Below are 26468 nucleotides of genomic sequence, written 5' to 3'. Positions count from 1 at the left end.
TCGCGCTAGAATCTGATGGCGTACCGCAACCCGTCATAGATGGCTGCGTGAATATTGCGCGAATGAACTGCGTCGCCGATCCGAACGAGATCGAATGCACCCTCTGCGCGCGCTGGAAAGATCGCACCGCCATTGACCAGATGATCATAATCGACAGCGCCCCCGTTGCGCGACAGTGGCTTGAGCTCGCGGTAGAGGTCATCGATCGGCAGGGTGCCGTGCTCGACCACAACCTGATCTACCAGACGTTCCTCGCGATATTCCGGCGCAAAATCCGAGCCAAGCGTCGCTATGAGCTGATTGCCGTTTCGCGCAACGCTGACCAGCCGCGTATTGATCGTCACACGGACGCCCTGCTGCTGAAAGGCACGCATATAGGGCACATGGTTCATGCCACCCATTTCCGGTGCAAAGAAGCGTTCAGGACTGACAAGCTCCAGCTTGGAACCGGCTTGGGCGATCATTTCCGCCGCGCTCATGCCCTGGTGCCCGCCATTGTCGTCGTAGAGCAAGACGTTCTCACCCGGCTTGATCGCTCCCGCAAGAATATCCCAGCTCGACGTTACCAGCTCATCACCCGCCGTCAGCGGCGGGTTTTGTGGCAGACCGCCGGTCGCAATGACCACCACATCGGGTTCGAGCGACAGCACGTCTCCCGCTTCCGCCCATACGTTGTAGCGCATCGAAACGCCGAGCCGCTCCAGCTCCTCAAGGCGCCAGTCGACAATGCCAATCATCTCCCTGCGGCGCGGATTTTTGGCCGCGAGCCGTATCTGACCGCCAGCCTGGTCCGAAGCTTCCAGCACCGAAACCCTGTGACCGCTTTCAGCGGCAACACGTGCAGCCTCAAGGCCGGCCGGACCAGCACCGACTACGACGATATTGCGCGGGGTATTCGCCTTCGAGATCACATGCGGCATCGAGGCTTCGCGCCCCGTTGCGGCATTGTGAATGCACAGGGCCTCGCCGCCTTCATAGATGCGGTCAAGACAATAGGTCGCGCCGACACACGGCCTGATGCGATGTTCGTCGCCTGCCATGATCTTCCGCACGATATGCGGATCGGCAAGATGCGCGCGGGTCATGCCGACCATGTCGAGTTTTCCTTCCGCCACCGCATGACGTGCCGTCGCCACATCGGCGATGCGCGCGGCGTGAAAGGTCGGGAATTTGGTCTGCTGCCGTATTTCACCGGTGAAATCGAGATGCGGTGCGGACCGCATGCCCTGGATGGGTATCACCTCGTTCAGTGCCGCATCCGTATCGATGTGGCCCCGGATAATATTGAGGAAATCGAACTTGCCCGAAGCGGCAACGCGCCGCGCGATCTCGACGCCCTCGTCCTTTGAAAGCCCCTGCTCCCAGTCCTCATCCGCCACCATGCGGATGCCGACGATAAAGTCCGGACCGACCGATTTGCGCACAGCATCGATCACAGCCCAGGTGAAGCGCAGACGGTTATCGAGCGTGCCGCCATATTCGTCGTCACGCCGGTTGGTTGCAGGCGACCAGAAGCCGTCCATCAGATGGCCGTAGGCCTCGAGCTCGATACCATCGAGCCCAGCGGCCTGCATGCGCTGCGCGGCCGAAGCATAATCGGCAGTGATCCGCTCGAGATCCCATTCCTCCGCCTCCTTCGGAAAGGCGCGATGCGCCGGCTCCCGCACGGGCGAAGCCGAAACCACCGGCAACCAGTCCCCCTTGTTCCAGCTGGTGCGGCGGCCAAGATGCGTCAGCTGAATCATGACGGCAGCGCCATGCTCATGACAATCATCTGTCAGTTCGCGCAGCCATGGCACAATCTCATCCTTATAGGCATGCAGATTTCCGAAGGCGGGAGGCGACTCGCGCGAAACCACCGCGGAGCCCGCGGTCATCGTCAGCGCGATACCGCCCTTGGCTTTTTCCGCATGGTACAGCCGGTAGCGCTCCTTCGGCATGCCGTCTTCGGAATAGGCCGGCTCGTGACTGGTCGACATGATGCGGTTCTTGAGCCGCAGATGTTTGAGCTGATAGGGCTGCAGCAGCGGATCGTCATGTAAGGCCAATGAACCAAACTCCCTTTGTTTGGGTGATCCTAGCCCGAGGGCACCGCATTAAGTTTCTTCCCCGCGACGTGTTCTGGCACGAAGTCGCCGTTATATATATATCGCAACCTTCCCGATGGGGACGATTGCTTTTTGATTTTGGGGAGAATGGTGCGGTCGAGAAGACTCGAACTTCCACGTCTTGCGACACAGCGACCTCAACGCTGCGCGTCTACCAATTCCGCCACGACCGCACTGTGGTAGAAGCCGAACGTGTCGGCTCGCGGCATGTAGCAAATAGGTTTCAGCTAAACAAGCCCTATCGTCAGATATCGTGATTGTTTTTCACAAAGCTGTCAGAAACATTGGTCCGCAACGCCAGACTGGAAATCTGGCCGGAAAAGGTCCATATCCGGAGCACCCATCGGGAACCCCTTGAAACCCCGCCAATCACTGTTTTGGTGGCAATTTCGCGGATTTCACGACAGGCAATGACAACCGGATCTGAATTTGCATCATGAAAACCAATCGCGACGATCTCGTCCCCGCATTCTGGCCCCATGACGAATCGTTTCCGGTGGAATGGCTGATCGCCGATGGCCTTACCGACTATGATGCGGCGCTTGCGTTCATGGAGCAGCGCGTCGCGGCGATTCGCGAAGGCACCGCGCGCGAACTGGTCTGGCTCGTCGAACATCCGCCGCTCTACACGGCCGGCACCAGTGCCAAGGCGACAGATCTTCTCGTCTCCGACCGTTTCCCGGTCTATGCAACAGGCCGAGGCGGCGAATATACCTATCATGGGCCGGGACAGCGTGTCGCCTATGTGATGCTCGACCTGAAACGGCGCCGCGAGGATATCCGCGCCTTTGTCACGGCGCTGGAGCAATGGATCATTTCCACGCTCGCTTCGTTCAACGTGAAAGGCGAGCGGCGCGAGGACCGCGTCGGCGTCTGGGTCATGCGGCCGGAGCGGCCCGCCCTGCCCGACGGCTCGCCGGCAGAGGACAAGATCGCCGCCATCGGTATCCGTCTGCGCAAATGGGTCAGCTTCCATGGCATCTCGATCAACGTGGAACCAGACCTCACACATTTCGACGGCATCGTACCCTGCGGCGTGCGCGGCCACGGCGTCACGAGCCTCGTTGATCTGGGCCTGCCGGTGGAAATGCACGATCTCGACCGGGCTTTGCACGAATCGTTCAAAAACGTGTTCGGAGCGGTCCAGCGAGTTACACGAACTCCATGATCACGGCGTCGACCGCCAGGCTGTCGCCCTGCTTGGCGTTGATCACGGAGACAGTCAGGTCGCGATCGGCCCGCAATACGTTTTCCATTTTCATTGCCTCGACGATCGCCAAGGTCTCGCCCGCCTTGACCTCCTGGCCTTCTGTCACATTGATCGAGACTATCAGGCCCGGCATCGGGCAGAGCAGCAAGTTCGAAGTGTCAGGCGGCAATTTCACCGGCATCAGCTTTTCCAGCGCTGCCACATGCTTCTGCATGGCGTAACCAATGACCGACATGCCCTTCCAGTCGATGCGCATGCCGTTGAGCACCGGGCGCAGCTGCGCTTTTATTGCGCGCTCATCTACATAGCCGTCCCAGACGGCATCGCCGGGCTGCCAGTCACTGCGAATGGTAACCACCTCGCGGCCATGCAGCGAAAGCTCGATCTTCACCGGAGGCTTCGCCGTGCTCTTGCGAATTGTAGCAGGCACATAGTCATCACCAATCCGCACCTCCCATTCGGCACGGATCTTGCCGGTATGTGGACGCAGGCGGTCACTGAGACGGTCCAGCCGCTCCTTGCGCACCAGTTCCACGGCCAGCACAATTGCTGCGAGGATATCGCGATCCTCCGGCGCCGGCGAAATTGCCTTGAACCCTTCCGGGAACTCCTCGGCAATGAAACCGGTCGATAGCCGTCCTTCCCGCCAGCGCGGATGTTGCATGAGCGTGGCAAGAAACGGGATATTGTGCTCGATCCCGTCAACGACGAACGTGTCCAACGCATCTGCCATGGCATCGATTGCTTCAAGCCGTGTTGGCGCCCAGGTGCAAAGCTTGGCGACCATCGGGTCATAAAACATCGAGATTTCCGAGCCTTCGGTCACGCCGGTATCATTGCGGATGATGGCCTTGCCGACGGGCCCCTCCGCTGGCGGGCGATAGCGCGTCAGCCGGCCGATGGACGGCAGGAAATTACGGTATGGATCCTCTGCGTATAGCCGGCTCTCGACCGCCCACCCATTGAGCCTCACATCGGCCTGTTTGATCGCCAGCTTTTCTCCAGCGGCGATGCGGATCATCTGTTCGACCAGATCGATGCCGGTGATCATCTCGGTCACCGGATGCTCCACCTGCAGGCGCGTATTCATCTCGAGGAAGTAGAAGTTGCGGTCCTTGTCGACGATGAACTCGACTGTTCCCGCGCTCTGGTAATCGACGGCCTTGGCAAGTGCCACCGCCTGCTCGCCCATGGCCTTGCGGGTCTTTTCATCGAGGAATGGCGACGGCGCTTCTTCAACAACCTTCTGGTTGCGTCGCTGCACCGAACATTCGCGCTCGCCCAGATAGATGCAGTTGCGATAACCGTCGGCAAGCACCTGGATTTCGATGTGACGCGGATCGACGACGAACTTTTCGATAAAGACGCGGTCATCACCAAAAGAATTGCGCGCTTCCGAGGTGGCGCGCTCGAAGCCGTCGCGCACTTCCGACTTGCTCCAGGCGATGCGCATGCCCTTGCCGCCGCCGCCGGCGGAAGCCTTTATCATCACCGGATAACCGATTTCGCCGGCGATCTTCTCCGCATGGGTGGGATCGGTGATAATGTCGAGGAAACCCGGAACGGTGTTGACCCTTGCCTCATTGGCGAATTTCTTCGATTCGATCTTGTCGCCCATGGCGATGATCGCCTTCGGCTTCGGCCCGATGAAGATGACCCCCTGCTTTTCCAGCGCTTCACAGAAGGAGGCGCGTTCGGAGAGGAACCCGTAGCCGGGGTGGACGGCTTCCGCGCCGGTTTGCTTGCATGCTGCGATGATCTTGTCCGCGACAAGGTAACTTTCGGAAGCCGCGGCGGGACCGATATGAACCGCCTCGTCCGCCATTTCCACATGAACTGCATCGCGATCGGCATCCGAATAGACCGCAACAGTGGCAATTCCCATCTTGCGCGCGGTTTTGATGACGCGGCAGGCTATTTCGCCACGATTGGCAATCAGGATTTTCTTGAACACTAATGGACCTCCCAATACGTCCTTGTTTCTATTGCCAATCGCGGGTTTGCTCAACCGCTTCCTGTCAATTGTATGCCGGCTCCTGCGCATGACGTTTCTTGCCCTCGCGCCAGACCACATAGGCACCCGAGCCAACGATGATCGCAATCCCCAGCCATTTCGATGCCGTCGGGAATTCGTTGAAAACGACGAGCCCGATGATCACCGCCATGACAATTTCGAGATACTGGAAGGGCGCAAGCAACGATGCCGGCGCCAGCCGCGAGGCTTGAACGACCAGGAGATGCCCGCCGGTGGCGATTGCACCGATCGCAACCAGTAAAAGCCACGACAGGCCGCCCGATGGCATTTCGAGCGTCATATCGCTCACGTCGAACATTGCGCCAAGGAAAAGTGCAGCCACCACGGTAATTGTGCCGCCGATCCCGGCATAAAGCTGCATGACGAGCGGAGTATCGGCATCGCCATAGCGACGGTTCAAGATCAGATAAATGGCGAAGAGTGTCGCGGTCCCGAGCGGCAACAGCGAAACCCAGCCGAACAGTTCCCAGCTCGGCTGAATGACGATCAACGTTCCGACGAAACCGACTGCAACGGCGATGCGCCTGCGCCAGCCCACCTGTTCCTTGAGGATCAGCGCGGAGAGCAGCGTCAGCATCAGCGGCTCAACGAAGAACACCGCCATGGCGTCAGCGAGCGGCATATATTTGACGGCCGCAAAGAAACACAGGCTGCCGATTCCCATCAGAAAGCCGCGAAACAGGTTACCCCGCAACTTGACGGGTCTCAACGAACCAACGCCTGTCAGCGCAAGAACGATGATCAGCGTCAGGATCGTCTGAACTACAAAGCGGGAAAGCGTTACGGTGGCTGGCGGCAGGGTATCCACGGTCGAGAGCCATTTGGCGATGGCATCCATCATCGGCAGAAAGAACATGGCAACGGCCATCGTTGAAACGCCCCTCAACTGTTGTGAGGTTGTGTTTTCCATGGCGATGACCTTTCTGGACGTACCGGCTGGCAGGACTTGCTGGCATATCGGCTCTGTCGAAAAATGCAATCTCGACGCACGCGCAAAAGCACGGCCCCAACGAGCAAATTTGACTTTTGGGCCCATGAATGGTGCAAAGGGTTTGTAAAAATCCCCAAAATAGGAAGAAATTGGAGAATAGAATGGCCTTTCACGCCAATATCATGACCGAAACCCCTGACCTGGATACGCTGGGCGGGCGGCTGTCGCGCGCTCGCGATGCCAAATCGATGAGTGTCAGCGAGGTTGCCGGGCGGATAGGCGTCAAGCCGCAGACCATCGCCGCATGGGAGTCGGATCGATCCGAGCCACGCGCCAACAGGCTGGTCATGCTTGCCGGATTTCTCGGCGTTACCCCAACATGGCTCATGCACGGCATCGGACAGTCTCCTGTTGAGAGTGTAACCCGCGACGATGCGTCCATCCTGACGGTGGAGCTCCAGGTCCTCAAGAGCGATCATGAGCGTCTTGGTCAGAGGATCGAGCAATTGGAAAACGTTGTCGCCAGCTTGAAGGCCGCTTGAAACGTGGGGATTCATCGCATAGTTCTGTGGTGAATCCCGGAACATATCGCGAACTCCCATCGCGTTTCCCAATGAAGCATGCAAAGATCGGGAGTGATTCGAATCTTGATAATATTGGCCGAACAAGACCATGGATGATAATAACGACCTTTTTTCGAGGATAGTGCAAACTGCCCGCGAACGGCAGGCAGCAGTCGGCCAGACGCGGCCGGATCCCGCCGCCGCGCCGGTAGCACCCGTGAGGACCGTTCCCGCATCTGCAGCAAAGACTCCGCCCCGCCCAACACCCGAAAGCGGCGGCAGCTACAGTGCGGCTGATATTGAGGTTCTGGAGGGCCTGGAGCCAGTCCGCCGTCGTCCGGGCATGTATATCGGCGGTACGGATGAGCGGGCAATGCACCATCTGTTTGCCGAAGTCATTGACAATTCCATGGACGAGGCCGTCGCAGGCCATGCCAATTTCATCGACATCGATCTCGATGAAAACGGCTATCTGTCGGTAACCGACAACGGCCGCGGAATGCCGGTCGATGCCCACCCCAAATTCAAGGACAAATCGGCGCTCGAAGTCATCATGACCATCCTGCATGCTGGCGGCAAGTTCGACTCAAAAGTCTATGAAACCTCCGGCGGTCTGCACGGCGTGGGTGTTTCGGTGGTCAATGCGCTGTCCGATCATTGCGAGGTTGAGGTCGCCCGTAACCGCAAACTGTATCGCCAGCGTTTTTCGCGCGGCAAGGCACTTGGACCCATTGAAGAGATCGGCGAAGTCCAAAACCGCCGCGGCACGCGTGTGACATTCCACCCCGACGCCGAGATTTTTGGACAGGGCGCAAAATTTGATCCAGCCCGCCTCTACAAGATGGCGCGATCGAAGGCCTATCTTTTCGGCGGTGTCGAAATTCGCTGGAATTGCGCGCCGTCATTGCTCGATCCGAAGGACCCCACGCCCGATAAAGCGGTATTTCATTTCCCCGGCGGCCTGAAAGATTATCTGGCTGCGTCATTGGGCAAGGAATTTCAGGTCACACGCGAAATGTTCGCCGGCAAGACCGACAAATCCGGTGGCCACGGCGCACTGGAATGGGCGGTCGCCTGGCATGGTGGTGACGGCTTCGTCAATTCCTACTGCAACACGATCCCGACCGGCGAGGGCGGCACCCACGAAGCGGGCCTGCGCATCGCCCTCACCCGTGGTCTCAAGGCCTATGCTGACCTCACCGGCAACAAACGCGCCTCGATCATCACCACCGATGACGTGATGATCTCGTCTGCGGCCATGCTTTCCGTTTTCATTCGCGAGCCGGAATTTGTCGGCCAGACCAAGGACAAGCTCGCAACCGTCGAAGCGCAGCGGATTGTCGAGAATGCCATTCGCGACCCGTTCGACCATTGGCTTGCTGCCTCGCCACAGGAAGCATCGAAGCTGCTCGACTGGGTGGTGGATCGCGCCGAAGAACGCGTCAAACGCCGCCAGGAAAAAGAGGTCAACCGCAAATCCGCGGTGAAGAAGCTACGCTTGCCTGGCAAGCTGGCCGATTGCAGCCAGACCGGCGCTCTGGGTGCTGAACTGTTCATCGTCGAAGGCGACAGCGCTGGCGGCTCGGCCAAGCAGGCGCGCGACCGCGCCACACAGGCTGTTCTACCCTTGCGCGGAAAGATCTTGAACGTCGTCAGTGCGGGCCGCGAGAAGATGACGGCGAACCAGCAGATTGGCGATCTTATCCTGGCGCTCGGCTGCGGCACCCGATCCAAATATCGCGATGAGGACCTGCGTTATGACCGCGTCATCATCATGACCGATGCGGATGTCGACGGCGCACATATTGCGTCGCTGCTTATCACGTTCTTCTATCAGGAAATGCCTGAGCTCATTCGCAATGGCCATCTGTTCCTCGGCGTGCCGCCTCTTTATCGCCTCGCACAAGGCGGCAAGGTCGCCTATGCCCGAGATGACGCTCACAAGGACGAGCTTCTCAAGACGATGTTCACCGGCAAAGGCAAGATCGAAATCGGCCGATTCAAGGGTCTCGGCGAAATGCGCGCCGACCAGCTCAAGGAAACGACGATGGATCGCAAGAAGCGGACCTTGCTGCGCGTCCAAATCGACGAGGAATGGGCCAACGAGACCAAGCTTGCTGTCGATGATCTGATGGGTACCCGGCCGGACGCCCGCTTCCGGTTTATCCAGGATCGCGCTGCATTCGTCGAAGAGCTGGATATTTAGTCCAGCTTTGCGCAGGCCCGGACGTCAGCCAGACCAAAAGCCAACGACAGCGACCTAGATATGCAGCGCATGTCCCAACGCCTTGAGCGAAGCCTCATGGAAGCCTTCGCTCTGCGTTGGGTGGGCGTGGATCGTTCCGGCAATATCTTCGAGCCGTGCGCCCATTTCCAACGCTAGCGCGAAAGAGGCCGAGAGCTCGGACACGCCCTGCCCGACCGCCTGGATGCCAAGGATGAGATGATTGCGGGCTGCGGCAACGACCCGCACGAACCCTTCCTCGCCTTCCTGTGTCATGGCGCGGCCATTGGCGGCAAATGGGAAGAGCCCAATCTTGACTTCGTGGCCCGCCTCCTTCGCCTCGTCGGGAGAAAGGCCAACGGAGACGATCTCCGGGTCAGTGAAACATACCGCGGCGATTGCGCGTTTGTCCCAGCTGCGGTTTTCGCCGGCGATGATTTCCGCCACCATCTCGCCCTGCGCCATGGCGCGGTGCGCGAGCATGGGTTCGCCCGTCACATCGCCGATCGCATAGACGCCGCGCATTGAGGTGCGGCACTTGTCATCGATGCGCACAAAGCGGCCATCCATGTCGATGTCGATTTCCTCAAGTCCCCAGCCGGTGGTAACAGGCTTGCGACCCACGGTGACCAGAACCTTGTCGGCAGCAATCTTGTCAGCCTTGCCATCCGCCGTCTCGATCAGCAATGCGTCGCCCTTGGCGCTCATTCCCTTGGCTTTCACGCCGGTCAGCACCATCACGCCAAGCTCTGAAAGATGTCGCGAGACAGGCCGCGTCAGTTCCGCATCGTACTGTGGCAGGATCTTCGGCAGTGCCTCGACGACCGTGACCTTCGAGCCAAGCTTGGCATATGCGGTGCCGAGTTCGAGACCGATATAACCTCCGCCGACAACGACCAGCTTTTCGGGAACCTGCTGCAACGCCAGCGCTTCCGAAGAAGAAATGACATTGCCGCCAAATGGCAGCGAGGGGATTTCGACTGGGGCGGAACCTGTAGCGATCACCACGTTCTCGGCGCGGATGATCTGCTGGCCGGTCAGGGTTTCCACCTCGACCGTCTTGCCATCGCGGAATTTCGCCTTGCCGGTGACGATCTTGACGTTGGCTTTCTTCAAAAGCCCGGCAACGCCATTGTTGAGGCGGCTGACGATCCCGTCTTTCCAGGCGATGGTTTTGGTGAAGTCGATGGAGTGGTCGCCAACCGAAATGCCAAGCGGCGTCTGCTTTGCGGCGAAATGCGCAACTTTAGCGAATTCATCGGCCGCGTGGATCAACGCCTTCGAGGGTATGCAGCCGACCAAGAGGCATGTGCCACCGACCTTGGCGGCTTCGACGATGACTGTGTCGACATTCAGTTGTCCGGCGCGAATGGCGCAGACATAGCCACCGGGACCCGCACCGATGACCAGCAATTTACAAGAGATATCCTTCATGGGTTCAGCCCTCCACGAAAATCAATGCTGGTGTTTCGAGCAGTGTTTTGATGCGCTGGATGAACACGGCCGCATCCCAGCCGTCGATAACCCGGTGATCGAAGCTCGACGACAGGTTCATCATCTTGCGCGGGATGAAGTTCGTCCCATCCCAGACCGGTCTAACACTGATCTTGTTGACGCCGATGATCGCCACTTCCGGATAATTGATGACGGGGGTCGTCACTACGCCGCCCATGCTGCCAAGCGACGTGATGGTGATCGTTGAGCCGCTAAGCTGTTCGCGGGTGGCGGAGCCGGTCTTCGCTGCATCGGCCAAAAGGTTGACCTCGGCGGCACAATCCCAAAGCGTACGCGCCTCGGCGTGCTTGACGACAGGGACCACGAGCCCGTTCGGCGTCTGCGCCGCGATGCCAATGTGCACGCCACCGTGCTGATGGATGATGTTCGCCTCATCGTCGTAAAGCGCGTTGAGCTGCGGCTGGTCGGCAATCGCCTTCACCATGGCCCGCATGAGGAACGGCAGGATGGTCAGTTTCGGCTGATCGGCACGCTTCTTGGAGTTGAGCATCGCGCGCAACTCTTCCAGTGAAGTAACATCGATCTCCTCAACATAGGTGATGTGCGGAATGTGCGATTTGGCAATCGCCATTTTTTCCGCAATCTTACGGCGCAGTCCGACGACCTTGATCTCCTTGATGGAACTGTCCGGTGCGAGGGCTGCAATACCCGGCTTCTGCGATCCGCGCGCGAAGAAGGCTTCGAGGTCTTCATGCGTAATCCGCCCGGCCGGCCCGGTGCCGCTGACCTGACGAAGATCGACACCGGCTTCGCGAGCCCGCAGGCGAACGGCTGGGGACGCCAGAGGCTTCTCACCCTCGCCGCGCGGCGCACTGCCGCTAAGGACACGCGGTGCAACCAATGGCGTTTCCGTCTCCGTGACGGGTTTGGATTTTGCCTTTTCTGGCTGCGGTTTTGGCGCTTCGGCTCTTTTTACCGCAGGTTCGGGCGCTTCCGCCTTCACCGGTTTGGCTGGCTCGGGTTCGGCGGCGTGTCCTTCGCCCTCGATCTTCAGGCGGACGAGCGGCGATCCGATAGCGAGCACCTGCCCGATCTCACCGCCAAGCCAGATGATTTCGCCGTCGACCGGCGACGGAATCTCGACCGTTGCCTTGTCGGTCATGACCGCGGCAAGGACCGTGTCCTCCCGTACCAGATCACCGATTTTGACATTCCACTCGACAAGTTCGGCTTCCGCAACGCCTTCACCGACATCCGGCAATTTTATGACATATTCGCCCATCTATCCCTCCAGCGTTTCGACAAGCGCGCGTCCGACCCGCGTCGGTCCAGGGAAATAATCCCACTCCTGCGCATGCGGATATGGCGTATCCCAACCGGTCACTCGGGCTACGGGTGCTTCCAGCTTGTAGAAGCAATGCTCTTGAACCAGTGCGGCCAGTTCGGCACCGAAGCCGGAGGTCAAGGTTGCTTCATGCACGATGACGCAGCGTCCGGTCTTCGAGACGGATTCGACGATTGTTTCAAGATCGAGCGGCAGCAGCGTACGCAGATCGATGATTTCCGCATCGATGCCGTGTTCCTCGGCGGCGGCCTCAGCCACATAAACCATGGTACCATAGGCCAAAATGGTCAGCTGCGAACCTTCGCGGCGTTTAATTGCCTTGCCGAGCGGCACGGTATAGTGGCCGTCGGGCACATCGCCGAGATCGTGCTTCGACCAGGGCGTAACTGGCCGCTCATGATGACCATCGAACGGACCATTGTAGAGACGTTTGGGTTCAAGAAAGATCACGGGATCCGGGTCTTCGATCGCCGCGATCAGCAGACCTTTCGCATCGTGCGGGTTGGAGGGCACGACGACCTTCAAACCAGAAACGTGGGTGAACAGTGCTTCTGGGCTCTGACTGTGGGTCTGTCCGCCGAAAATGCCGCCGCCCGCCGGCATGCGCACGACGATCGGGCAGGTAAAACCACCATTGGAGCGATAGCGCAGCCGCGCGGCTTCCGAGACGATCTGGTCGTAGGCCGGGTAGACATAATCGGCGAACTGGATTTCGATGCAGGGCTTCAGGCCGTAGGCTGCCATGCCGATTGCTGCGCCGACAATACCCGCTTCACTGATTGGCGCATCGAAACAGCGCGTCTTGCCATATTTCGCCTGCAGCCCCTGCGTGCAGCGGAAGACGCCGCCAAAAAAGCCCACATCCTCACCGAACACGACGACATTGTCGTCGCGCTCCATCATGATATCCATCGCGTCGCGGATGGCTTCGATCATCGTTTTGCGAGCCATTGGATTATACTCCTGCCTGCTGGCGCTGGCGGCGCAGATGCGGCGGCATTTCCTCGTACACTCCCTCGAACATATCCCGGGCCGAAGGCTTGCCGCCGGCATGCAGCGTGCCGAAGCTTTCGGCCTCTTTCTGCGCGGCAATAACCGTGTCGAGAATTTCGGCTTCCGTCTGCTTGTGACGCTCGTCTGACCAAACCCCGCGGCCGATCAGATGGTTCTTCAGCCGCACGATCGGATCGCCAAGCGGCCAGGCATCGGACTCGGTCTTCGGCCGATAGGCGGAAGGATCGTCAGATGTGGAATGTGCGCCCACCCGATAGGTGACATATTCGATCAAAGTCGGGCCGAGGTTGCGCCGCGCCCGCTCTATGGCCCATTTTGCGACGGCAAAGACAGCGAGATAATCATTGCCGTCAACACGCAGCGCCGGAATACCAAAGCCAAGACCGCGTGCGGCAAACGTGCCGGAACCGCCCCGTGCGATACCTTGGAACGTTGAAATTGCCCACTGATTGTTGACGATGTTGAGTACGACTGGCGCCTTGTACGTCGAGGCGAAGACCAGTGATGCGTGGAAATCGGATTCGGCGGTGGAGCCGTCACCGATCCATCCAGCGGCGATCTTGGAATCGTTCTTGATGGCGGAGGCCATGGCCCAGCCGACAGCCTGAATATACTGCGTGGCAAGATTGCCGGAGATCGAGAAGAAACCGTGTTCCTTCGACGAATACATGATCGGCAGCTGGCGGCCCTTGAGCGGATCGCGCTCGTTGGAATAGATCTGGCACATCATTTCGACCATCGGATAATCGCCCGCAATTAGCAGGCCCGCCTGACGATAGGTCGGAAAATTCATGTCGCCGGGCGCAAGCGCCTTGCGAAAAGCGCAGCTGACCGCCTCCTCGCCGAGGTGCTGCATGTAAAAGGAGGTCTTGCCCTGCCTCTGGGCAATCTGCATGCGCGCGTCGAAGGTGCGCAGCGTCATCATATGGCGCAAACCTTCAATCAACTGATCATGAGTCAATAATCCGGCCCAAGGCCCGACCGCTTCGCCATCGCGGCTTAGTACTCGAATGATCGAAAATGCGAGATCGCGGATCTCCTCGGGATTGGTGTCGACGTCGGGACGCCGGACAGATCCAGCCTCGGGAATATTTACATTGGAAAAATCTGGCTCACCGCCATGCCGCACCGCAGGTTCCGGAACATGCAGACTAAGCGGACCAAATTTACCAAGGGGACCATCATCAGACATGTTTTCGACCTCCCAACCATACATATCGTTTCGGTATTTTAGCATGAAACTATTAGGTCAGTAATACTGTCTTATTTTCTGAAGTGTTTGCTTCCTTTTGACAATTCTGTGAGATAGTTCGTCTAACACATTGATATCAATAGTATTTCAGCCTCGCAATTGGATAATTGAACGTACTTGCGCGATCAAAAAAGCAATATTGCATCATTTCGAACCGGCGCGCTGATTTATTCGATCAACCGCACGACCCAATTTGTAATCAAAAATCAGGTGGGACAGCGCTCTGGCCCTCAAGCGGCGACAATTGCCAGAGCATGCTCGCGTGCATTTTCCCGAATCGCATCGAGATAGAGTCGCTTGAGCAAAGAGAGCAGATCGTCGTTCGCCGCGAGGGGAACACCACTGCGATCCATTGGTGCGACATGTTCGATCATCATGCGCACGACTTCCTGGGATCCTATCATCCGCTTGCCTTTGGCAATGCTGCGCCAGGCCTGGAGCGCCACCACCAAGGCCTGATGCGTACCGTCGGGAAGGCCCGCAGCGCGGAACAATGCGTCAAGCGCTGCAGCGCGGCCATCGACGAGCAAGTTACGAACGCGCACGAGATCATATCCAGAGAGCGCTACCAGAATGGCACCGAAGAAATCAATCTTTCCCGACGCGACGATGCGGATTACGAAGGCAGTCGTAAGGTCGCCCCGTAGCTGCAAGTGCTCGATGAGAATGGGATATTCCTCTGCCGGCGTTGCCGTTACGAGGCTGATGGATGCCTTGAGGCAGGCTTCCTGCGTCACGCGTTTTGCCCTTCTCTCACCCATCAGAACCATGACCATATCCATCTGGCACAAGGCTTCCGCGATGCGGATCGCCAGAGAGTGGCGGCAATCAGCAGGCAGACGTCCATCTTCGACGAGAAGAGAGCGTATCTCAGCCACATGACCAAGGCGCTCGATCAATCGGCGGAAGCTAATATCGGCAATCTGTGCCTGGGTGTTGCGCAAGAGTTCCAAAACCGCAATGGTCTCGCCAATTTCGATAATTGCGGCGCTGACAGCGAACGACACTTTCGGTCTGGCGGCAATAACGCTTTGCGCCTCACCACTTCCGCCAGCGACACAATCCACCAGATCCGCATCGCTGAGGAGCATGGATCGTCCAAGCATATAAGTGGCGATCTCGATCTGGTCATGCGCCAGGCTGGTAACGATATGGGCTGGCGCGTGGGCGCTGTTCGAAAAAGCTTCGGCAAGCGCCAGACGGACCTTTGGCGAAGGGTCGTCGAGAAGAAGTGTCAAGACAGCTTCAGTGGAACAACGCTCATCGAAGTCGAGATCGGACTGCAGATAGATATGGGCCAAAGCCGCCGCCGCATGGCACCGCTGTGCCACCGAAGCATTATCGATCATTTTCAGATAGTGCTGAACCGACATTACTCTTTCGCCCCCAAGTCTGTGCTTGTTTTCGACAGTAGGACAAAAAGGTTTACGATCGGTTCACCATATCGGTTAACCATGTTCGGGTGAAACCCTTCCCTTGTTGCGATCCGGACGAAGCCGCCTTAGTCTGCCGCCAAAGCAGTGAGGAGACGCGAGACATCATGGCCGGGCTATATCTGGAAGACTTTGAAATCGGGCATGTATTTCAGCACACGCTCCGCAAGACGGTCACTGAAAGCGACAATATGCTGTTTTCGGTCATGACGTTGAATTCGCAACCGCTGCACATCGATTTCGAGTTCGCCGGAAAGACCGAATGGGGTAAACCACTCGTCAATTCCCTGTTCACACTTGGCTTGATGATTGGTATTTCCGTCAACGATACAACAATTGGCACAACGATTGCCAACCTTGGCATGACGGATGTTACGTTCCCCGCCCCTTTGTTTCATGGCGATACCGTGCGCGTGGAAACCCACGTGATCTCGGCGAGGCGATCGAAATCGAAGCCCGATCGCGGCATCGTCGAGTTTGAGCACCGGGCCTTCAATCAATTCGGCGTGCTCGTCGCCAAATGCACACGGCAGGCCATGATGAAGTCGAAGAGTGCTGCCTGATGCGCTCGCTTCTGTTCATTCCGGGCGATTCGGAGAAGAAACTGGAGAAAGGCCTGACCAGCGGAGCCGATGTATTGCTGATCGATCTTGAGGACTCTGTCAGTGCGGAACGCAAGGAAACAGCCCGAAAGATCGCCGCAAACTTTTTGACGGCCAATCATGAGCGCCCTTCGCCTCGCCTGTTCGTCCGTATCAACGATCTGGCCAGTGGGCTGGCGGATGACGATCTCACAGCGGTGATGCCGGCTCTGCCCCACGGCATTCTCTTGCCGAAGTCCAACAGCGGCAAGGACGTAACGCGTCTCGCGGCAAAGCTCAACGTTCACGAGGCACGAGCAGGCGTTGCTGAAGGTGCAACGCAGATCATCGCCATCATCACCGAAACGGCAATCGGAACGCTTTCAGCGTCGAGCTATCCCGATGCCTCGACACGCCTGATCGGCCTCAGCTGGGGCGCTGAAGACCTGTCCGCCGTGATTGGAGCGCGCGCGGCCCGCGACGAGGCAGGCAGGTACACCGATGTGTTCCGGCTTGCTCGAGCGGTGACAATACTTGGTGCATCGGCGGCGGAGGTCGCAGCGATCGATACGGTCTATATCAACTACCGCGATGACGAGGGTCTGGCGCGTGAATGCGCAGATGCCGAGCGCGACGGATTTACCGGCAAGCTTGCGATTCATCCGGCGCAGGTACCAATCATCAATCAGGCATTCACGCCGTCACCCGAAGCCGTCGATCACGCCAGAAAGATTGTCGCGGCCTTTACGGCGGAGCCGTCAGCAGGGGTCATCGGTATCGATGGCCAGATGTTCGACCGCCCGCATCTGCGCCGGGCTGAACGGCTCATCGCTCGTGCCGGATCAGCTTCCTGATTCATCCCATCTTGGCCGGAACATCTGAAATGTCTCGGATACCGTAGCAAAATCCATATAGCCGAGACGCGACACCGGCTGTGCCTTTGTGATGTCAACGAGGCCATTGGTGAGGATTGCCTCATCGATGTGAACTCCGACTACCTCGCCAATGACCATAAAGGCGCTGACCGGGTTGCCGTGTCGGTCCTTCGGGTTTTGGACATCCGTCAGTATGCATTCGAGCGTAGCATAAGCTTCAGCAACGCGCGGTGCGCCGATCAGGGAACAATCCGTCGGCGTCAATCCTGAGTATTCGAATTCACTGACGCCGCGTGGAGCATTTACCGACGTCGCATTCATGGACACGGCGAGGTTTGCACTCACCAGATTCGCGGCGAACTCGCCTGTCTCCTCGATGAAGGCAACGCTGTCCTTATAACCTTCCGAGGAGAACATCAGCAGACAAGGCTTGGTGCTGATCATGTTGAAGAAGGAGTAAGGTGCGAGATTCACCTTGCCCTCTTTCGATCTGCTGGAAATCCAACCGATGGGACGCGGCGAGACGATTGCCTTCAACGGATCGTGCGGCAAGCCGTGACCATCTTCATATCTGTAGAACATTTCAGTCTTCCCAGGGCCCGGAATATTCGGAAAGAATATCCTTGATCTCCGGACGCGGCCGTTCCGGCACTTTTTGCGGACACGTGCCGATGTGAACAAACCCCGCAACTCGCTCGCGCGGCGCCAATCCGAGCAGCGCACGCCCCTTTTCATCGGAGGAATACCAGTTGCTTATCCAGTTCGTGGCGTAGCCAAGGGCATTCGCCGCGAGGCATAGTTTCATGGCCGCAGCCCCGGACGACAAAAACTGTTCCCACTCAGGAATGTGATGTTCGACCGGCGCAAATATCACGCCGATGACCAGTGGCGCACGGGCAAAGCGCTTCAATTCCTGCTCGCGGCGCTGGTCGGTCAGCGGACCTTCCCGCTCCTCGGCGAGGTCTGCGAGATATTTCCCAACCTGTTCCTGTGCCTCTCCCCGGTAGATGATGAAGCGCCAGGGCGTCAGACGGCCGTGGTCGGGTACACGTGAGGCGATGCGAACCATGGTTTCGATTTCACCGTCAGATGGGGCAGGAAGCCCAATGGCTGAGATCGGCGTCGAGCTGCGCGTTGACAAGAATTCAATGACGGAGGGGGAAACAGATGTATCCATGGAATAATGCAGTGGTCCTGTTAGCGATGCGCGGACAATGTGGTGGTTTCGTCGGCCAAGTAAAGATATGCGCTTAAAGAAAAAGCCTTGAAATTGCCACCGGCTTCGGATCAAACCGTCTCATGGGTGTAATCCAGAGTTTTTCAATGGGCGGCAAGCGCCGTAAGCGAGAGCGGCTGCGCGCTGCGATGGCGTTTGCAGGTCTGCTCGCCACGATATCTGGCGCGTGGGGGCAAGCGCTGGCCCCGGACTTGCCTCAGGCGCCGGCCGTCGAACTGCCCAGTATCCCCAATCTCAAAGAATACGCCAACCCCAAGGCGCCTGCAAACAACCCGCTTGCCAACGAACCGGAACTGGTGCTGTCTGCCAAACTCTCGGAGGAAGCTGACCCTATTGGGCGGGGCCTTGTCTGGCGGGTGTTCTCCCCGGAACCCGGTGACGATGGTAAGCTCGCATTGTTGGCTACCTCCAAGGGGGGCACGACATCGTTCAATCTCGCGCCAGGCAGTTATCTCGTGCATGTGGCTTTCGGACGTGCAGGCGCGACCAAGCGCATTACGATGACGCGCTCCAAGCGCACCGAGACGATGATCCTCGATGCTGGCGGCGTTAAACTCAACGCTGTTCTTTCGGGTGGCGGGCGCATTCCTCCGGATCAACTTAGATTCTCGATTTATGAAGATCACGAGGACTCGAACGGCGAACGTGCCCTGATTATTCCGGATGTGAAGCCAGACAGCGTTGTACGCCTCAACGCCGGCACCTATCAGATCGTATCCAACTACGGCACGGCGAATGCCGTTATCCGCGCAGATATCCGGGTTGAGGCCGGCAAGATAACCGAAGCCAATGTGGAGCACCGGGCAGCACAGCTAACCTTGAAGCTTGTGCGTGAGGCGGGTGGCGAAGCTTTGGCTGATACGGCCTGGTCGGTATTGACCACATCAGGCGATATTGTGCGTGAAAGCGTTGGTGCTTTCGCATCCATCGTCTTGGCGGAAGGTGAATATGTGATTATCGCCAAGAACAAGGACCGCATCTATCAACGCGATTTCAAGGTCGTTGCCGGCCGAAATCAGGACGTCGAAGTTTTGGCGAAGGATGGTGCAAGCACTGCTGCGGTCGCGGATCAGCCGGCCGGTGGTGAAGAGCCGCTCGACTAAAGCATTTCCAGGAAAAGTGTGAAGCGATTTTCCGTCCGGAAATGCATAGAGACAAAGATATAGAGCACTTTTGCGACTTTTTAAGCGGAAGCGCCGTGGCTAGTTTGTCTGGGGCTCGAGCGAGAAGACAGCGTCGTAAAGAAATTCGAGCAGGCGCTTGCGGTCCGCTAGTGGCTCCAGCTCATCCCAGCCAATGACCCGACCAATACGAACGTCGATTGTCTTGCCTGACAACCGGCGAAATTCACGGATCAGCAGTGAAATACGCAGCGTTATCGATATTTTACTGGCGAGGTGGAAGAATCGGCCGTTCTGACCGCCGAAGTAGACCGGTATGACCGAGGCCTTGGCCTGCCGCACCAGTTTTGCCGGAAAGATTTTCCACGGCAGATCCTCGGCGCGGCCAAAGACCTTGGGCGCCGTGGCAACACCGCCAGCCGGAAATACCACGATCGTCACACCTTCCCTCAGCAGACGCACCGCCTCATGGCGGGTCGCCATATTCATCGCCAGCGCTTCTTTCGTCTCGTCGAAACAGACAGGAAGGGCGTAAGGGCGTATCTCCGGCACTTTCAAAAGGTCGTTGTTGATGAGAACGCGGAACGGCCGGCGGAGCTGTTCAGCCAATGCCAGCGCTGCGATGCCGTCGCCGATGCCGAAGGGGTGGTTTGCGATGATGACCAAAGGCGTATCGGGCAGCTCGCGCGGGGGCCATTGATCGGCGATGTCGAGACGAACGTTGACCAAATCCATCATGCGGCAAAATACATCGATGCCAGCAGGGACAATGTCGCTCCGCCAGGTGTTGTAGAGTCCGGCATAATAATTGCGGCCGGACAGACCCTCGATAGTCCGGATGAGCCACTGGGTCAGGCGTGTTTGCGTGTCGTTGGCATAGGAAAGCTCTGGAAACTGCACGTCAGACCCCGGTGAAAAATAAAGCAGCTCGAATCTTGTTACATCCACATGACAGCGTGATGACGACACCACGCTGTCATGTTGTGATTTGGGCTACTCCGCTGCGGGGCGCAGCAGATCCGGCGGCGTTGCTTCCTCCGCGAGCTGGCGGATCGCCTCATCCAGGCTCAGTGACGTCTGGTTCTGCGAACCAAGCCGGCGCATATTGACCGAACGTTCCTCGGCTTCGCGCATACCGCAGACGAGAATGACCGGGACCTTCTGCAACGAATGCTCACGCACCTTGTAGTTGATCTTCTCGTTGCGGAAGTCGGTGATTACCTGAAGACCAGCGGCTTTCAATTCCTTGGCCACCTGCTTGCCATACTCATCGGCTTCGGAGGTGATCGTGGCGACGACCACCTGCACCGGCGCGAACCACAGCGGCATATGCCCGGCGTAGTTCTCGATCAGAATGCCGAGGAAGCGTTCCATCGAGCCGCAGATGGCACGATGGATCATTACCGGCTGCTTCTTCTCCGACGTTGAGTCGATATAGAAGGCCCCAAACCGTTCTGGCAGATTGAAGTCGACCTGCGTCGTGCCGCATTGCCAGTCCCGGCCGATGGCATCGCGCAACACATATTCGAATTTGGGACCGTAGAAGGCACCCTCGCCCGGATTGATTGCCGTCTTGATTGTGCCGCCAGACTGCTCCTCGATGGTCTTGAGCACCTTGCTCATGACCTCTTCGGCCCGGTCCCACAACTCGTCCGAGCCGACGCGTTTGTCGGGACGCGTTGACAGCTTGACCGTGATGCCCTGGAAACCGAAGTCGGCATAGGTCGTAAGGATAAGATCATTGATGCGCAGGCATTCCGCCTCCATCTGCTCATCCGTGCAGAAAATATGCGCGTCATCCTGTGTGAAGCCGCGCACGCGCATCAGGCCATGAAGTGCGCCAGACGGCTCGTATCGATGAACATTGCCGAATTCCGCAAGTTTTACAGGCAGATCGCGATATGACTTCAAACCATGCTTGAAGATTTGCACGTGACCCGGACAGTTCATCGGCTTTAGCGCGAAAACGCGCTCGTCGTCGGTCTCGTCGCCGGCGACCGTAACCTTGAACATATTGTCCCGGTACCAGCCCCAGTGACCCGACGTCTCCCACAGCGACTTGTCGAGCACCTGCGGCGCGTTGACTTCGCTGTAACCGTGGCTGTCCAGCCGCCGCCGCATATAGCTGACGAGGCTCTGGAACATCCGCCATCCCTTCGGATGCCAGAAAACAACGCCCGGCCCCTCTTCCTGGAAATGAAACAGATCCATTTCCCGGCCGAGACGACGGTGGTCACGCTTTTCCGCCTCCTCCAGCATGTGCAGGTAGGATTGCAGGTCGGCATCATTGGTGAATGCCGTGCCGTAGATGCGGCTCAGCATCGGATTGTTGCTGTCACCGCGCCAATAGGCCCCGGCGACCTTCATCAACTTGAAGGAGTTGCCGATCTGGCCCGTGGAAGCCATATGCGGGCCGCGGCACAGATCGTACCAATCGCCCTGGGCGTAAATCTTGAGATCCTGGCTATCGGGAATCGCATCGACGAGTTCAACCTTATAGGTTTCGCCCTTCTCGGCAAAAATTTTACGTGCCTTCTCGCGTGACCAGATTTCCTTGGTGAAAGGTTTGTTGCGGGCAATGATTTCCCGCATTTTCTTCTCAATCACTGGCAGATCATCGGGCGTAAATGGCTCGTTCTTGGCGAAATCGTAATAAAAACCATTCTCGATCACCGGACCGATCGTAACCTGCGTTCCGGGAAACAATTCCTGTACCGCCTCGGCAAGAACGTGTGCGCAATCGTGCCGGATCAATTCCAGCGCACGAGGATCTTCACGGGTCAGGATCTCGATCGTACCTGGATGCTGCAACGGGTCGGACAAATCACGCACGACACCATCGACCGCATAGGCGACGGCCTTCTTGGCAAGTGATTTGGAAATGGATTCGGCAAGTTCCGCACCTGTCATGGCAGCGTCGTATTCGCGCTTCGAGCCATCGGGAAATTGCATGGATACAGTCTTTGCAACTGTCTCTGACATCTATTTGCTCCTATCCAGTCCCGCCAACGATTGCGGGTGGTATTTAACGACCGGAAACCGCTCCGGCGGACGGACTTCTAAATGCTGTTTTGCCTGGCGTAAAGGCCTTGCGGGCAAAAGCGGGGTCCGTACGTTGCACATGCCGCCTTTGCGTGCTCGCACTGGTCCCGCCGTTGGAGTTGCCGGGCCGCGCCCACGTCGAACAGCTCCGGAGCAGTTATGACGGACAGCACGAGCGAAAAGTAAGGGGCTATCTCAAGTTCAGTTCGCGGGATTGTGAAGCCGCCAATAGCGCCAGGGCATATACCAAACCAGCCGGTCATCAAGCACCGTGGGCACGGGATCGAGCCCACGTGTTCCCCCGGGGCCGCAGCGGACGAAACGAAACAAGCCCATCCAGCCACCGGTCCACAATCCATAGCGGGCAATGGACTCGTAGGCATATTCCGAGCATGTCGGCAGGTGGCGGCAGGAATTGCCGACAAATCCGGACAGCGTCAATTGATAGAACCTCACCAGGCCGGTCCCCAGAATACGACCGGGCGTCTTCCGCCATGGACCCCGCCAGTTGCGTGAATACTTCCGGGAATTCTTCGGCAAATGATCTTGTGCCGGCTGATCACACATGATGATTTCAAGCCGCTGCTTCAGCGGTCTTCTTCTCGATCTGGTTCAGGCAGTCAACCACGGCATCAAAAGTCAGCATGGTGGAGTTATGGCGTGCCCTGTAGTCACGCACTGGTTCAAGAAATTTGAGATCTTCGAAGCGGCCATCCGGCGGCGCGCCATTCTCTTTCAGCATCCTGAACATCGTTTCACGCACGTTCCGCAGCTCCTGCGCCGTGGCGCCGATCACATGCCGCGCCATGATCGAGGACGAAGCTTGCCCGAGTGCACAGGCTTTGACATCATGGGCGAAGTCAGACACCACACCGTCCCGCATCTTGAGGTCAACGGTTACTGTCGAGCCGCACAGTTTGGAATGGGCCGTTGCCGTGGCATCCGGATCTTGCAGACGGCCAAGCCGCTCGATATTCCCGGCGAATTCCAGAATACGCGCATTGTAGACGTCGTTGATCATGACAGATGTCCGTTGTTCGACACAGTGTTCATCGCAAACGCGTCATTGTGCATCGCTTTGACCCTATGAATCCCGAATTCAATCTCTATATAGTATGGGAGTGACCAAGCATAAAGTCGCATGGAACTAAATTATGCGATGCGTTAATGTGCTGGTCAGGCGTGGACGAGTAACCCACGTCAGCATCAATACACCGTCCGTCCTTAGGGAACGACTATCGTGTATTGCCGTTTAACTCGTCGCTCCTTTGAGGGCGGCTACGGGAGATCGCGATGGATGCGGTAATAAAGAACTTGCAGTCAGCGGCTGTTAAGCAGAACAACACTCGGCGCCCAACTCAGGAAGAAGCAGAAGCAGCGGTACGCACGCTGCTGCTCTGGGCTGGCGACAATCCGGACCGCGAGGGCCTCCTTGACACGCCGGAACGCGTGGCGAAAGCCTACAAGGAACTGTTCTCCGGATATACGCAGGAGCCGGCCGATGTCCTTGGCCGGACGTTCGAGGAAATCGCCGGATATGAGGATATTGTCCTCATCCAGGATATTCCGTTCTTCTCGCATTGTGAGCACCATATGGTGCCGATCATCGGCAAGGCACACGTTGCCTACCTGCCGGATGGCGAGAAGGTTGTCGGCCTGTCGAAAATTGCACGCGTCGTTGATATCTACGCGCACCGCCTGCAAACACAAGAGGCCATGACAGCACAGATCGCCAATGCCATCCAGGATTCGTTGCAGCCGCGCGGTGTGGCCGTCATGATCGAGGCGGAGCATATGTGCATGTCCATGCGCGGTATCCGCAAATCCGGTTCGACGACCACGACGACGACCTTTACCGGCGCGTACAAGACGGATGTCAACGAACAGGTACGGTTCATGACGCTCGTCAAGGGCCGATAAACTCCAGAATTGGCATTGATGAGCTCCTTTTCCGATTCGCTTAGCAAGCACGAAAATGAAGAAGGCGCGGTGTTTGCACCGCGCTTTGATGCGTCCGGTCTGATCACGGCGATCGTCACCGATTCAGGCGACGGCCACCTGCTCATGGTGGCACATATGAATGCGGAAGCATTGCGCCTGACACTCGAAACCGGGATTGCGCATTACTGGTCACGTTCGCGCCAATCACTCTGGAAAAAAGGCGAAACATCCGGGAATTTGCAGACGGTGGTCGAAATGCGTACCGACTGCGATCAGGATGCGTTGTGGCTCAAGGTCACTGTCGCCGGCGGCGGCCCAACCTGTCACACAGGACGGCGATCGTGCTTTTATCGTCAAGTCATCACGACGAATGGAACATCATCATTGGTAGTGCCGTTAGAGACAAAGGTGAGTCCTTCCTAGCCATAAGGCCGATATGGTCAAGAATGCCTCGCTGCCTCGCTACCGCCATTATCGCCCCTTGTAATCCTATTTCCTTGGTTGGCTAAGTGGTCACAATTACGCAATATTCATCCTTTGGATACCAATGCAGAGGGATAATGAACCAGTACGATTTCAGGAGTATGTGCCATGCTCGAATGGGCATCGCGCCGGTTGCGCGCGGCTGAACCGATCGGGATCAGTGATAATACGGACGTCCCGGTGATCACCGCGGAAAAGCCTCGCGACAGCAAGACACCTATCGCCTTGGCGCTTGGCGGCGGCGCAGCCCGCGGATGGGCTCACATCGGCGTTCTGCGAGCCCTCGATGAAGCCGGTATCGAAATTTCCATGATCGCCGGAACGTCAATCGGCGCCCTCGTCGGCGGCTGTTACCTCGGCGGGAAACTGGATCAGCTTGAGGAATTCGCACGGAGCCTGACCAAACGCGGCATTTTCAGCCTGCTCGACCTGCGATTTGGTGGCAACGGCCTTTTTGGTGGCATGAAGCTCGACCGGCGGTTGCGCGAACACCTGGAAGAGCTCTCCATTGAGACTTTGGCCAAACCATTCATTGCTGTGTGTACCGAGATCAATACGGGTCATGAAATCTGGTTGATGCGCGGTAGTCTGATCACCGCGATGCGGGCTTCCTATGCCCTGCCCGGTGTTTTCGAGCCGGTCGAATGCAATGGCAGGACCTTGGTCGACGGCGCTTTGGTCAACCCGGTTCCGGTTTCGGTGTGCCGCTCCTACGAGCAGCCTCTGGTTGTCGCGGTCAATCTGCACTACGATCAATTCGGCCGCGCCGCAGTCATCAAACATGCTGCTGAACCTCCCCATGCGCCAACAGGCGACGGCGAAATGGCACGCGCGAAGCCGCCATACTCCAAGCGTCTGGGCATTACCGGTGTCATGATGGAATCGTTCAACATCATCCAGGACCGGATTTCGCGCGCGCGCATGGCTGGCGACCCGCCGGATATTGCACTCTTGCCAAAGATTGGCCACGTGGGGCTTGCCGAGTTTCACCGCGCCGATGAGGCGATCAAACTCGGCTACGAAGAGACCATGGCGCGCCTGGGCGAACTCGAGCGCATGCAAAAACTGGTATTCTAGACAACCGGCTCAGGCGGTTGCGATATAGGTGCGAATTTCCTCCGACTCGCGCTCTACTTCTTCAATCCGCAGTTTGACGACGTCGCCGATAGACACGATGCCATGCAGACGCCCGTCCTTTTCGACCGGCAGGTGGCGGAACCGGCCACGGGTCATTGTTTCCATGACCTGGTTGATCGTATGTTTTTCGTTACAAACGCTTACCTTGATGGTCATTGTTTCCGAAATCGGCTTCCACAAAGCTTCGGCGCCATCGGTCGCCAGGACCCTGACAACGTCCCGCTCGGACAATATGCCTTTGATGGCTCTGGATTCGTCGCAAACGACGATCGCGCCGATCTTATGCTTGGCCAGCATGACTATCGCATCACTCAGGGTCGTATCGGGTGTCGTGCTGAACACGTCGTAGCCCTTGCGTTCCAGTATCAATTTGACTGTCATGTACATCCTCCTTGCACAACCGCCTAATGACCTTCGAAAATCCCCTAAAAATACATCCGATGATCTAGTTCATGGTGCGCGTATGTTGCGCTTATTGCAA

24 protein-coding genes and 1 tRNA gene are annotated in these 26468 nt (G+C 57.8%); 9 read left to right on the top strand and 16 right to left on the bottom strand.

Annotated features, from left to right (window positions below; all coding sequences use genetic code 11):
- Positions 1–5 precede the first annotated feature (5 nt).
- The gene (locus CU103_RS16395) at positions 6–2048 is read right to left on the bottom strand and encodes an NADH:flavin oxidoreductase (protein ID WP_106665111.1); all 2043 of its coding nucleotides are present in this window, start codon (positions 2046–2048) and stop codon (positions 6–8) included.
- Positions 2049–2196: 148 nt separating this feature from the next.
- Positions 2197–2281: transfer RNA gene (locus CU103_RS16390), tRNA-Leu, on the bottom strand.
- A gap of 263 nt (positions 2282–2544) precedes the next feature.
- Between CU103_RS16390 and lipB the strand changes: the two genes are divergently transcribed.
- The gene (gene lipB, locus CU103_RS16380; RefSeq protein ID WP_106665109.1) at positions 2545–3276 is read left to right on the top strand and encodes a lipoyl(octanoyl) transferase LipB; all 732 of its coding nucleotides are present in this window, start codon (positions 2545–2547) and stop codon (positions 3274–3276) included.
- Here lipB and CU103_RS16375 read toward each other — a convergent pair.
- Both CU103_RS16375 and CU103_RS16370 read right to left on the bottom strand, forming a co-directional pair.
- A complete protein-coding gene (locus tag CU103_RS16375; protein WP_106665108.1) occupies positions 3260–5272 on the bottom strand; it encodes an acetyl-CoA carboxylase biotin carboxylase subunit in 2013 nt (670 codons plus the stop codon). The two genes, lipB and CU103_RS16375, sit on opposite strands and share 17 nt — an antisense overlap.
- 64 nt (positions 5273–5336) lie before the next feature.
- Positions 5337–6263 (bottom strand): DMT family transporter, encoded by a 927-nt coding sequence (locus tag CU103_RS16370; RefSeq protein ID WP_106665255.1) that lies wholly within the window; start codon positions 6261–6263, stop codon positions 5337–5339.
- A gap of 182 nt (positions 6264–6445) precedes the next feature.
- On the opposite strand from CU103_RS16370, the gene CU103_RS16365 reads away from it, so the two are divergent.
- Positions 6446–6826 carry a helix-turn-helix domain-containing protein gene (locus CU103_RS16365; protein WP_106665107.1) on the top strand — a complete coding sequence of 127 codons (381 nt, stop codon included), beginning with the start codon at positions 6446–6448 and terminating at the stop codon, positions 6824–6826.
- Between the two features lie 130 nt (positions 6827–6956).
- Positions 6957–9053: a DNA topoisomerase IV subunit B gene (gene parE / locus CU103_RS16360; RefSeq protein ID WP_106665106.1), complete on the top strand. Its 2097-nt coding sequence runs from the start codon at positions 6957–6959 to the stop codon at positions 9051–9053.
- 54 nt (positions 9054–9107) lie between these two features.
- Here parE and lpdA read toward each other — a convergent pair whose 3' ends face one another.
- The 5 genes from lpdA to CU103_RS16335 form a co-directional block, all read right to left on the bottom strand.
- Positions 9108–10505: a dihydrolipoyl dehydrogenase gene (lpdA, locus tag CU103_RS16355; RefSeq protein ID WP_106665105.1), complete on the bottom strand. Its 1398-nt coding sequence runs from the start codon at positions 10503–10505 to the stop codon at positions 9108–9110.
- Between the two features lie 4 nt (positions 10506–10509).
- A complete protein-coding gene (locus CU103_RS16350) occupies positions 10510–11808 on the bottom strand; it encodes a dihydrolipoamide acetyltransferase family protein (protein WP_106665104.1) in 1299 nt (432 codons plus the stop codon).
- On the bottom strand, positions 11809–12822 hold the full coding sequence (locus tag CU103_RS16345) for an alpha-ketoacid dehydrogenase subunit beta (RefSeq protein ID WP_106665103.1): 1014 nt from the start codon (positions 12820–12822) through the stop codon (positions 11809–11811).
- A gap of 4 nt (positions 12823–12826) precedes the next feature.
- Positions 12827–14077, bottom strand: a complete 1251-nt coding sequence (locus CU103_RS16340; RefSeq protein ID WP_106665254.1) for a 3-methyl-2-oxobutanoate dehydrogenase (2-methylpropanoyl-transferring) subunit alpha — start codon at positions 14075–14077, stop codon at positions 12827–12829.
- 290 nt (positions 14078–14367) lie between these two features.
- Positions 14368–15510: a DUF2336 domain-containing protein gene (locus CU103_RS16335; RefSeq protein WP_106665102.1), complete on the bottom strand. Its 1143-nt coding sequence runs from the start codon at positions 15508–15510 to the stop codon at positions 14368–14370.
- Between the two features lie 167 nt (positions 15511–15677).
- Here CU103_RS16335 and CU103_RS16330 point away from each other — a divergent pair, with 167 nt between their 5' ends.
- Both CU103_RS16330 and CU103_RS16325 read left to right on the top strand, forming a co-directional pair.
- The gene (locus CU103_RS16330; protein WP_106665101.1) at positions 15678–16133 is read left to right on the top strand and encodes a MaoC family dehydratase; all 456 of its coding nucleotides are present in this window, start codon (positions 15678–15680) and stop codon (positions 16131–16133) included.
- Positions 16133–17005, top strand: a complete 873-nt coding sequence (locus CU103_RS16325) for an HpcH/HpaI aldolase/citrate lyase family protein (RefSeq protein WP_106665100.1) — start codon at positions 16133–16135, stop codon at positions 17003–17005. Before CU103_RS16330 ends, CU103_RS16325 begins: the two co-directional genes overlap by 1 nt.
- On the opposite strand, the gene CU103_RS16320 is transcribed toward CU103_RS16325, so the two are convergent.
- Both CU103_RS16320 and CU103_RS16315 read right to left on the bottom strand, forming a co-directional pair.
- Positions 16994–17608: a flavin reductase family protein gene (locus CU103_RS16320; RefSeq protein ID WP_106665099.1), complete on the bottom strand. Its 615-nt coding sequence runs from the start codon at positions 17606–17608 to the stop codon at positions 16994–16996. The two genes, CU103_RS16325 and CU103_RS16320, sit on opposite strands and share 12 nt — an antisense overlap.
- Position 17609: 1 nt before the next feature.
- On the bottom strand, positions 17610–18203 hold the full coding sequence (locus CU103_RS16315) for a nitroreductase family protein (protein ID WP_106665098.1): 594 nt from the start codon (positions 18201–18203) through the stop codon (positions 17610–17612).
- 122 nt (positions 18204–18325) lie between these two features.
- On the opposite strand from CU103_RS16315, the gene CU103_RS16310 reads away from it, so the two are divergent.
- The gene (locus tag CU103_RS16310) at positions 18326–19366 is read left to right on the top strand and encodes a hypothetical protein (protein ID WP_410010316.1); all 1041 of its coding nucleotides are present in this window, start codon (positions 18326–18328) and stop codon (positions 19364–19366) included.
- A 99-nt stretch (positions 19367–19465) separates the two neighbouring features.
- On the opposite strand, the gene CU103_RS16305 is transcribed toward CU103_RS16310, so the two are convergent.
- The 4 genes from CU103_RS16305 to CU103_RS16290 all read right to left on the bottom strand — a co-directional run bounded on the left by CU103_RS16305 (position 19466) and on the right by CU103_RS16290 (position 23447).
- Positions 19466–20284, bottom strand: a complete 819-nt coding sequence (locus tag CU103_RS16305) for a lysophospholipid acyltransferase family protein (protein ID WP_106665252.1) — start codon at positions 20282–20284, stop codon at positions 19466–19468.
- Positions 20285–20377: 93 nt separating this feature from the next.
- Positions 20378–22366, bottom strand: a complete 1989-nt coding sequence (gene thrS, locus CU103_RS16300; RefSeq protein ID WP_106665097.1) for a threonine--tRNA ligase — start codon at positions 22364–22366, stop codon at positions 20378–20380.
- Positions 22367–22627: 261 nt separating this feature from the next.
- Positions 22628–22993 (bottom strand): membrane protein insertion efficiency factor YidD, encoded by a 366-nt coding sequence (yidD, locus tag CU103_RS16295; RefSeq protein WP_106665096.1) that lies wholly within the window; start codon positions 22991–22993, stop codon positions 22628–22630.
- A gap of 7 nt (positions 22994–23000) precedes the next feature.
- Positions 23001–23447, bottom strand: a complete 447-nt coding sequence (locus tag CU103_RS16290) for an iron-sulfur cluster assembly scaffold protein (protein ID WP_106665095.1) — start codon at positions 23445–23447, stop codon at positions 23001–23003.
- A 272-nt stretch (positions 23448–23719) separates the two neighbouring features.
- Here CU103_RS16290 and folE point away from each other — a divergent pair, with 272 nt between their 5' ends.
- From folE to CU103_RS16275, 3 genes are all read left to right on the top strand, one after another.
- Positions 23720–24346 (top strand): GTP cyclohydrolase I FolE, encoded by a 627-nt coding sequence (gene folE / locus CU103_RS16285; RefSeq protein WP_106665094.1) that lies wholly within the window; start codon positions 23720–23722, stop codon positions 24344–24346.
- Positions 24347–24364: 18 nt separating this feature from the next.
- Entirely contained in the window at positions 24365–24790 is a 426-nt protein-coding gene (gene hisI / locus CU103_RS16280; RefSeq protein WP_106665093.1) for a phosphoribosyl-AMP cyclohydrolase, read from the top strand.
- A gap of 168 nt (positions 24791–24958) precedes the next feature.
- Entirely contained in the window at positions 24959–25927 is a 969-nt protein-coding gene (locus tag CU103_RS16275; RefSeq protein WP_106665092.1) for a patatin family protein, read from the top strand.
- Positions 25928–25936: 9 nt separating this feature from the next.
- Here the strand turns inward: CU103_RS16275 and CU103_RS16270 are convergent, their stop codons facing one another.
- Complete coding sequence (locus CU103_RS16270; RefSeq protein WP_106665091.1) at positions 25937–26368, bottom strand: CBS domain-containing protein; 432 nt, start codon at positions 26366–26368, stop codon at positions 25937–25939.
- Positions 26369–26468: the final 100 nt, after the last annotated feature.

The organism is Phyllobacterium sophorae (genome assembly GCF_003010965.1).
Classification (GTDB): Bacteria; Pseudomonadota; Alphaproteobacteria; order Rhizobiales; family Rhizobiaceae; genus Phyllobacterium; species Phyllobacterium sophorae.
The sequence above is the reverse complement of the archived record's forward strand: the minus strand, read 5'-3'. Positions and strand labels throughout refer to the sequence as shown.

Excerpts from the sequence above, each read along its gene's own strand:
- CU103_RS16275 (WP_106665092.1), top strand. The coding sequence starts at position 24,959 with ATGCTCGAATGGGCATCGCGCCGGTTGCGCGCGGCTGAACCGATCGGG.
- CU103_RS16290 (WP_106665095.1), bottom strand. The coding sequence starts at position 23,447 with ATGATCAACGACGTCTACAATGCGCGTATTCTGGAATTCGCCGGGAAT.
- lipB (WP_106665109.1), top strand. The coding sequence starts at position 2,545 with ATGAAAACCAATCGCGACGATCTCGTCCCCGCATTCTGGCCCCATGAC.
- CU103_RS16320 (WP_106665099.1), bottom strand. The coding sequence starts at position 17,608 with ATGTTCTACAGATATGAAGATGGTCACGGCTTGCCGCACGATCCGTTG.
- CU103_RS16340 (WP_106665254.1), bottom strand. The coding sequence starts at position 14,077 with ATGTCTGATGATGGTCCCCTTGGTAAATTTGGTCCGCTTAGTCTGCAT.
- CU103_RS16315 (WP_106665098.1), bottom strand. The coding sequence starts at position 18,203 with ATGGATACATCTGTTTCCCCCTCCGTCATTGAATTCTTGTCAACGCGC.
- CU103_RS16335 (WP_106665102.1), bottom strand. The coding sequence starts at position 15,510 with ATGTCGGTTCAGCACTATCTGAAAATGATCGATAATGCTTCGGTGGCA.
- CU103_RS16330 (WP_106665101.1), top strand. The coding sequence starts at position 15,678 with ATGGCCGGGCTATATCTGGAAGACTTTGAAATCGGGCATGTATTTCAG.
- CU103_RS16365 (WP_106665107.1), top strand. The coding sequence starts at position 6,446 with ATGGCCTTTCACGCCAATATCATGACCGAAACCCCTGACCTGGATACG.
- CU103_RS16370 (WP_106665255.1), bottom strand. The coding sequence starts at position 6,263 with ATGGAAAACACAACCTCACAACAGTTGAGGGGCGTTTCAACGATGGCC.
- CU103_RS16345 (WP_106665103.1), bottom strand. The coding sequence starts at position 12,822 with ATGGCTCGCAAAACGATGATCGAAGCCATCCGCGACGCGATGGATATC.
- parE (WP_106665106.1), top strand. The coding sequence starts at position 6,957 with ATGGATGATAATAACGACCTTTTTTCGAGGATAGTGCAAACTGCCCGC.
- CU103_RS16325 (WP_106665100.1), top strand. The coding sequence starts at position 16,133 with ATGCGCTCGCTTCTGTTCATTCCGGGCGATTCGGAGAAGAAACTGGAG.
- thrS (WP_106665097.1), bottom strand. The coding sequence starts at position 22,366 with ATGTCAGAGACAGTTGCAAAGACTGTATCCATGCAATTTCCCGATGGC.
- CU103_RS16270 (WP_106665091.1), bottom strand. The coding sequence starts at position 26,368 with ATGACAGTCAAATTGATACTGGAACGCAAGGGCTACGACGTGTTCAGC.
- CU103_RS16310 (WP_410010316.1), top strand. The coding sequence starts at position 18,326 with ATGGGTGTAATCCAGAGTTTTTCAATGGGCGGCAAGCGCCGTAAGCGA.
- folE (WP_106665094.1), top strand. The coding sequence starts at position 23,720 with ATGGATGCGGTAATAAAGAACTTGCAGTCAGCGGCTGTTAAGCAGAAC.
- hisI (WP_106665093.1), top strand. The coding sequence starts at position 24,365 with ATGAGCTCCTTTTCCGATTCGCTTAGCAAGCACGAAAATGAAGAAGGC.
- yidD (WP_106665096.1), bottom strand. The coding sequence starts at position 22,993 with ATGTGTGATCAGCCGGCACAAGATCATTTGCCGAAGAATTCCCGGAAG.
- CU103_RS16350 (WP_106665104.1), bottom strand. The coding sequence starts at position 11,808 with ATGGGCGAATATGTCATAAAATTGCCGGATGTCGGTGAAGGCGTTGCG.
- lpdA (WP_106665105.1), bottom strand. The coding sequence starts at position 10,505 with ATGAAGGATATCTCTTGTAAATTGCTGGTCATCGGTGCGGGTCCCGGT.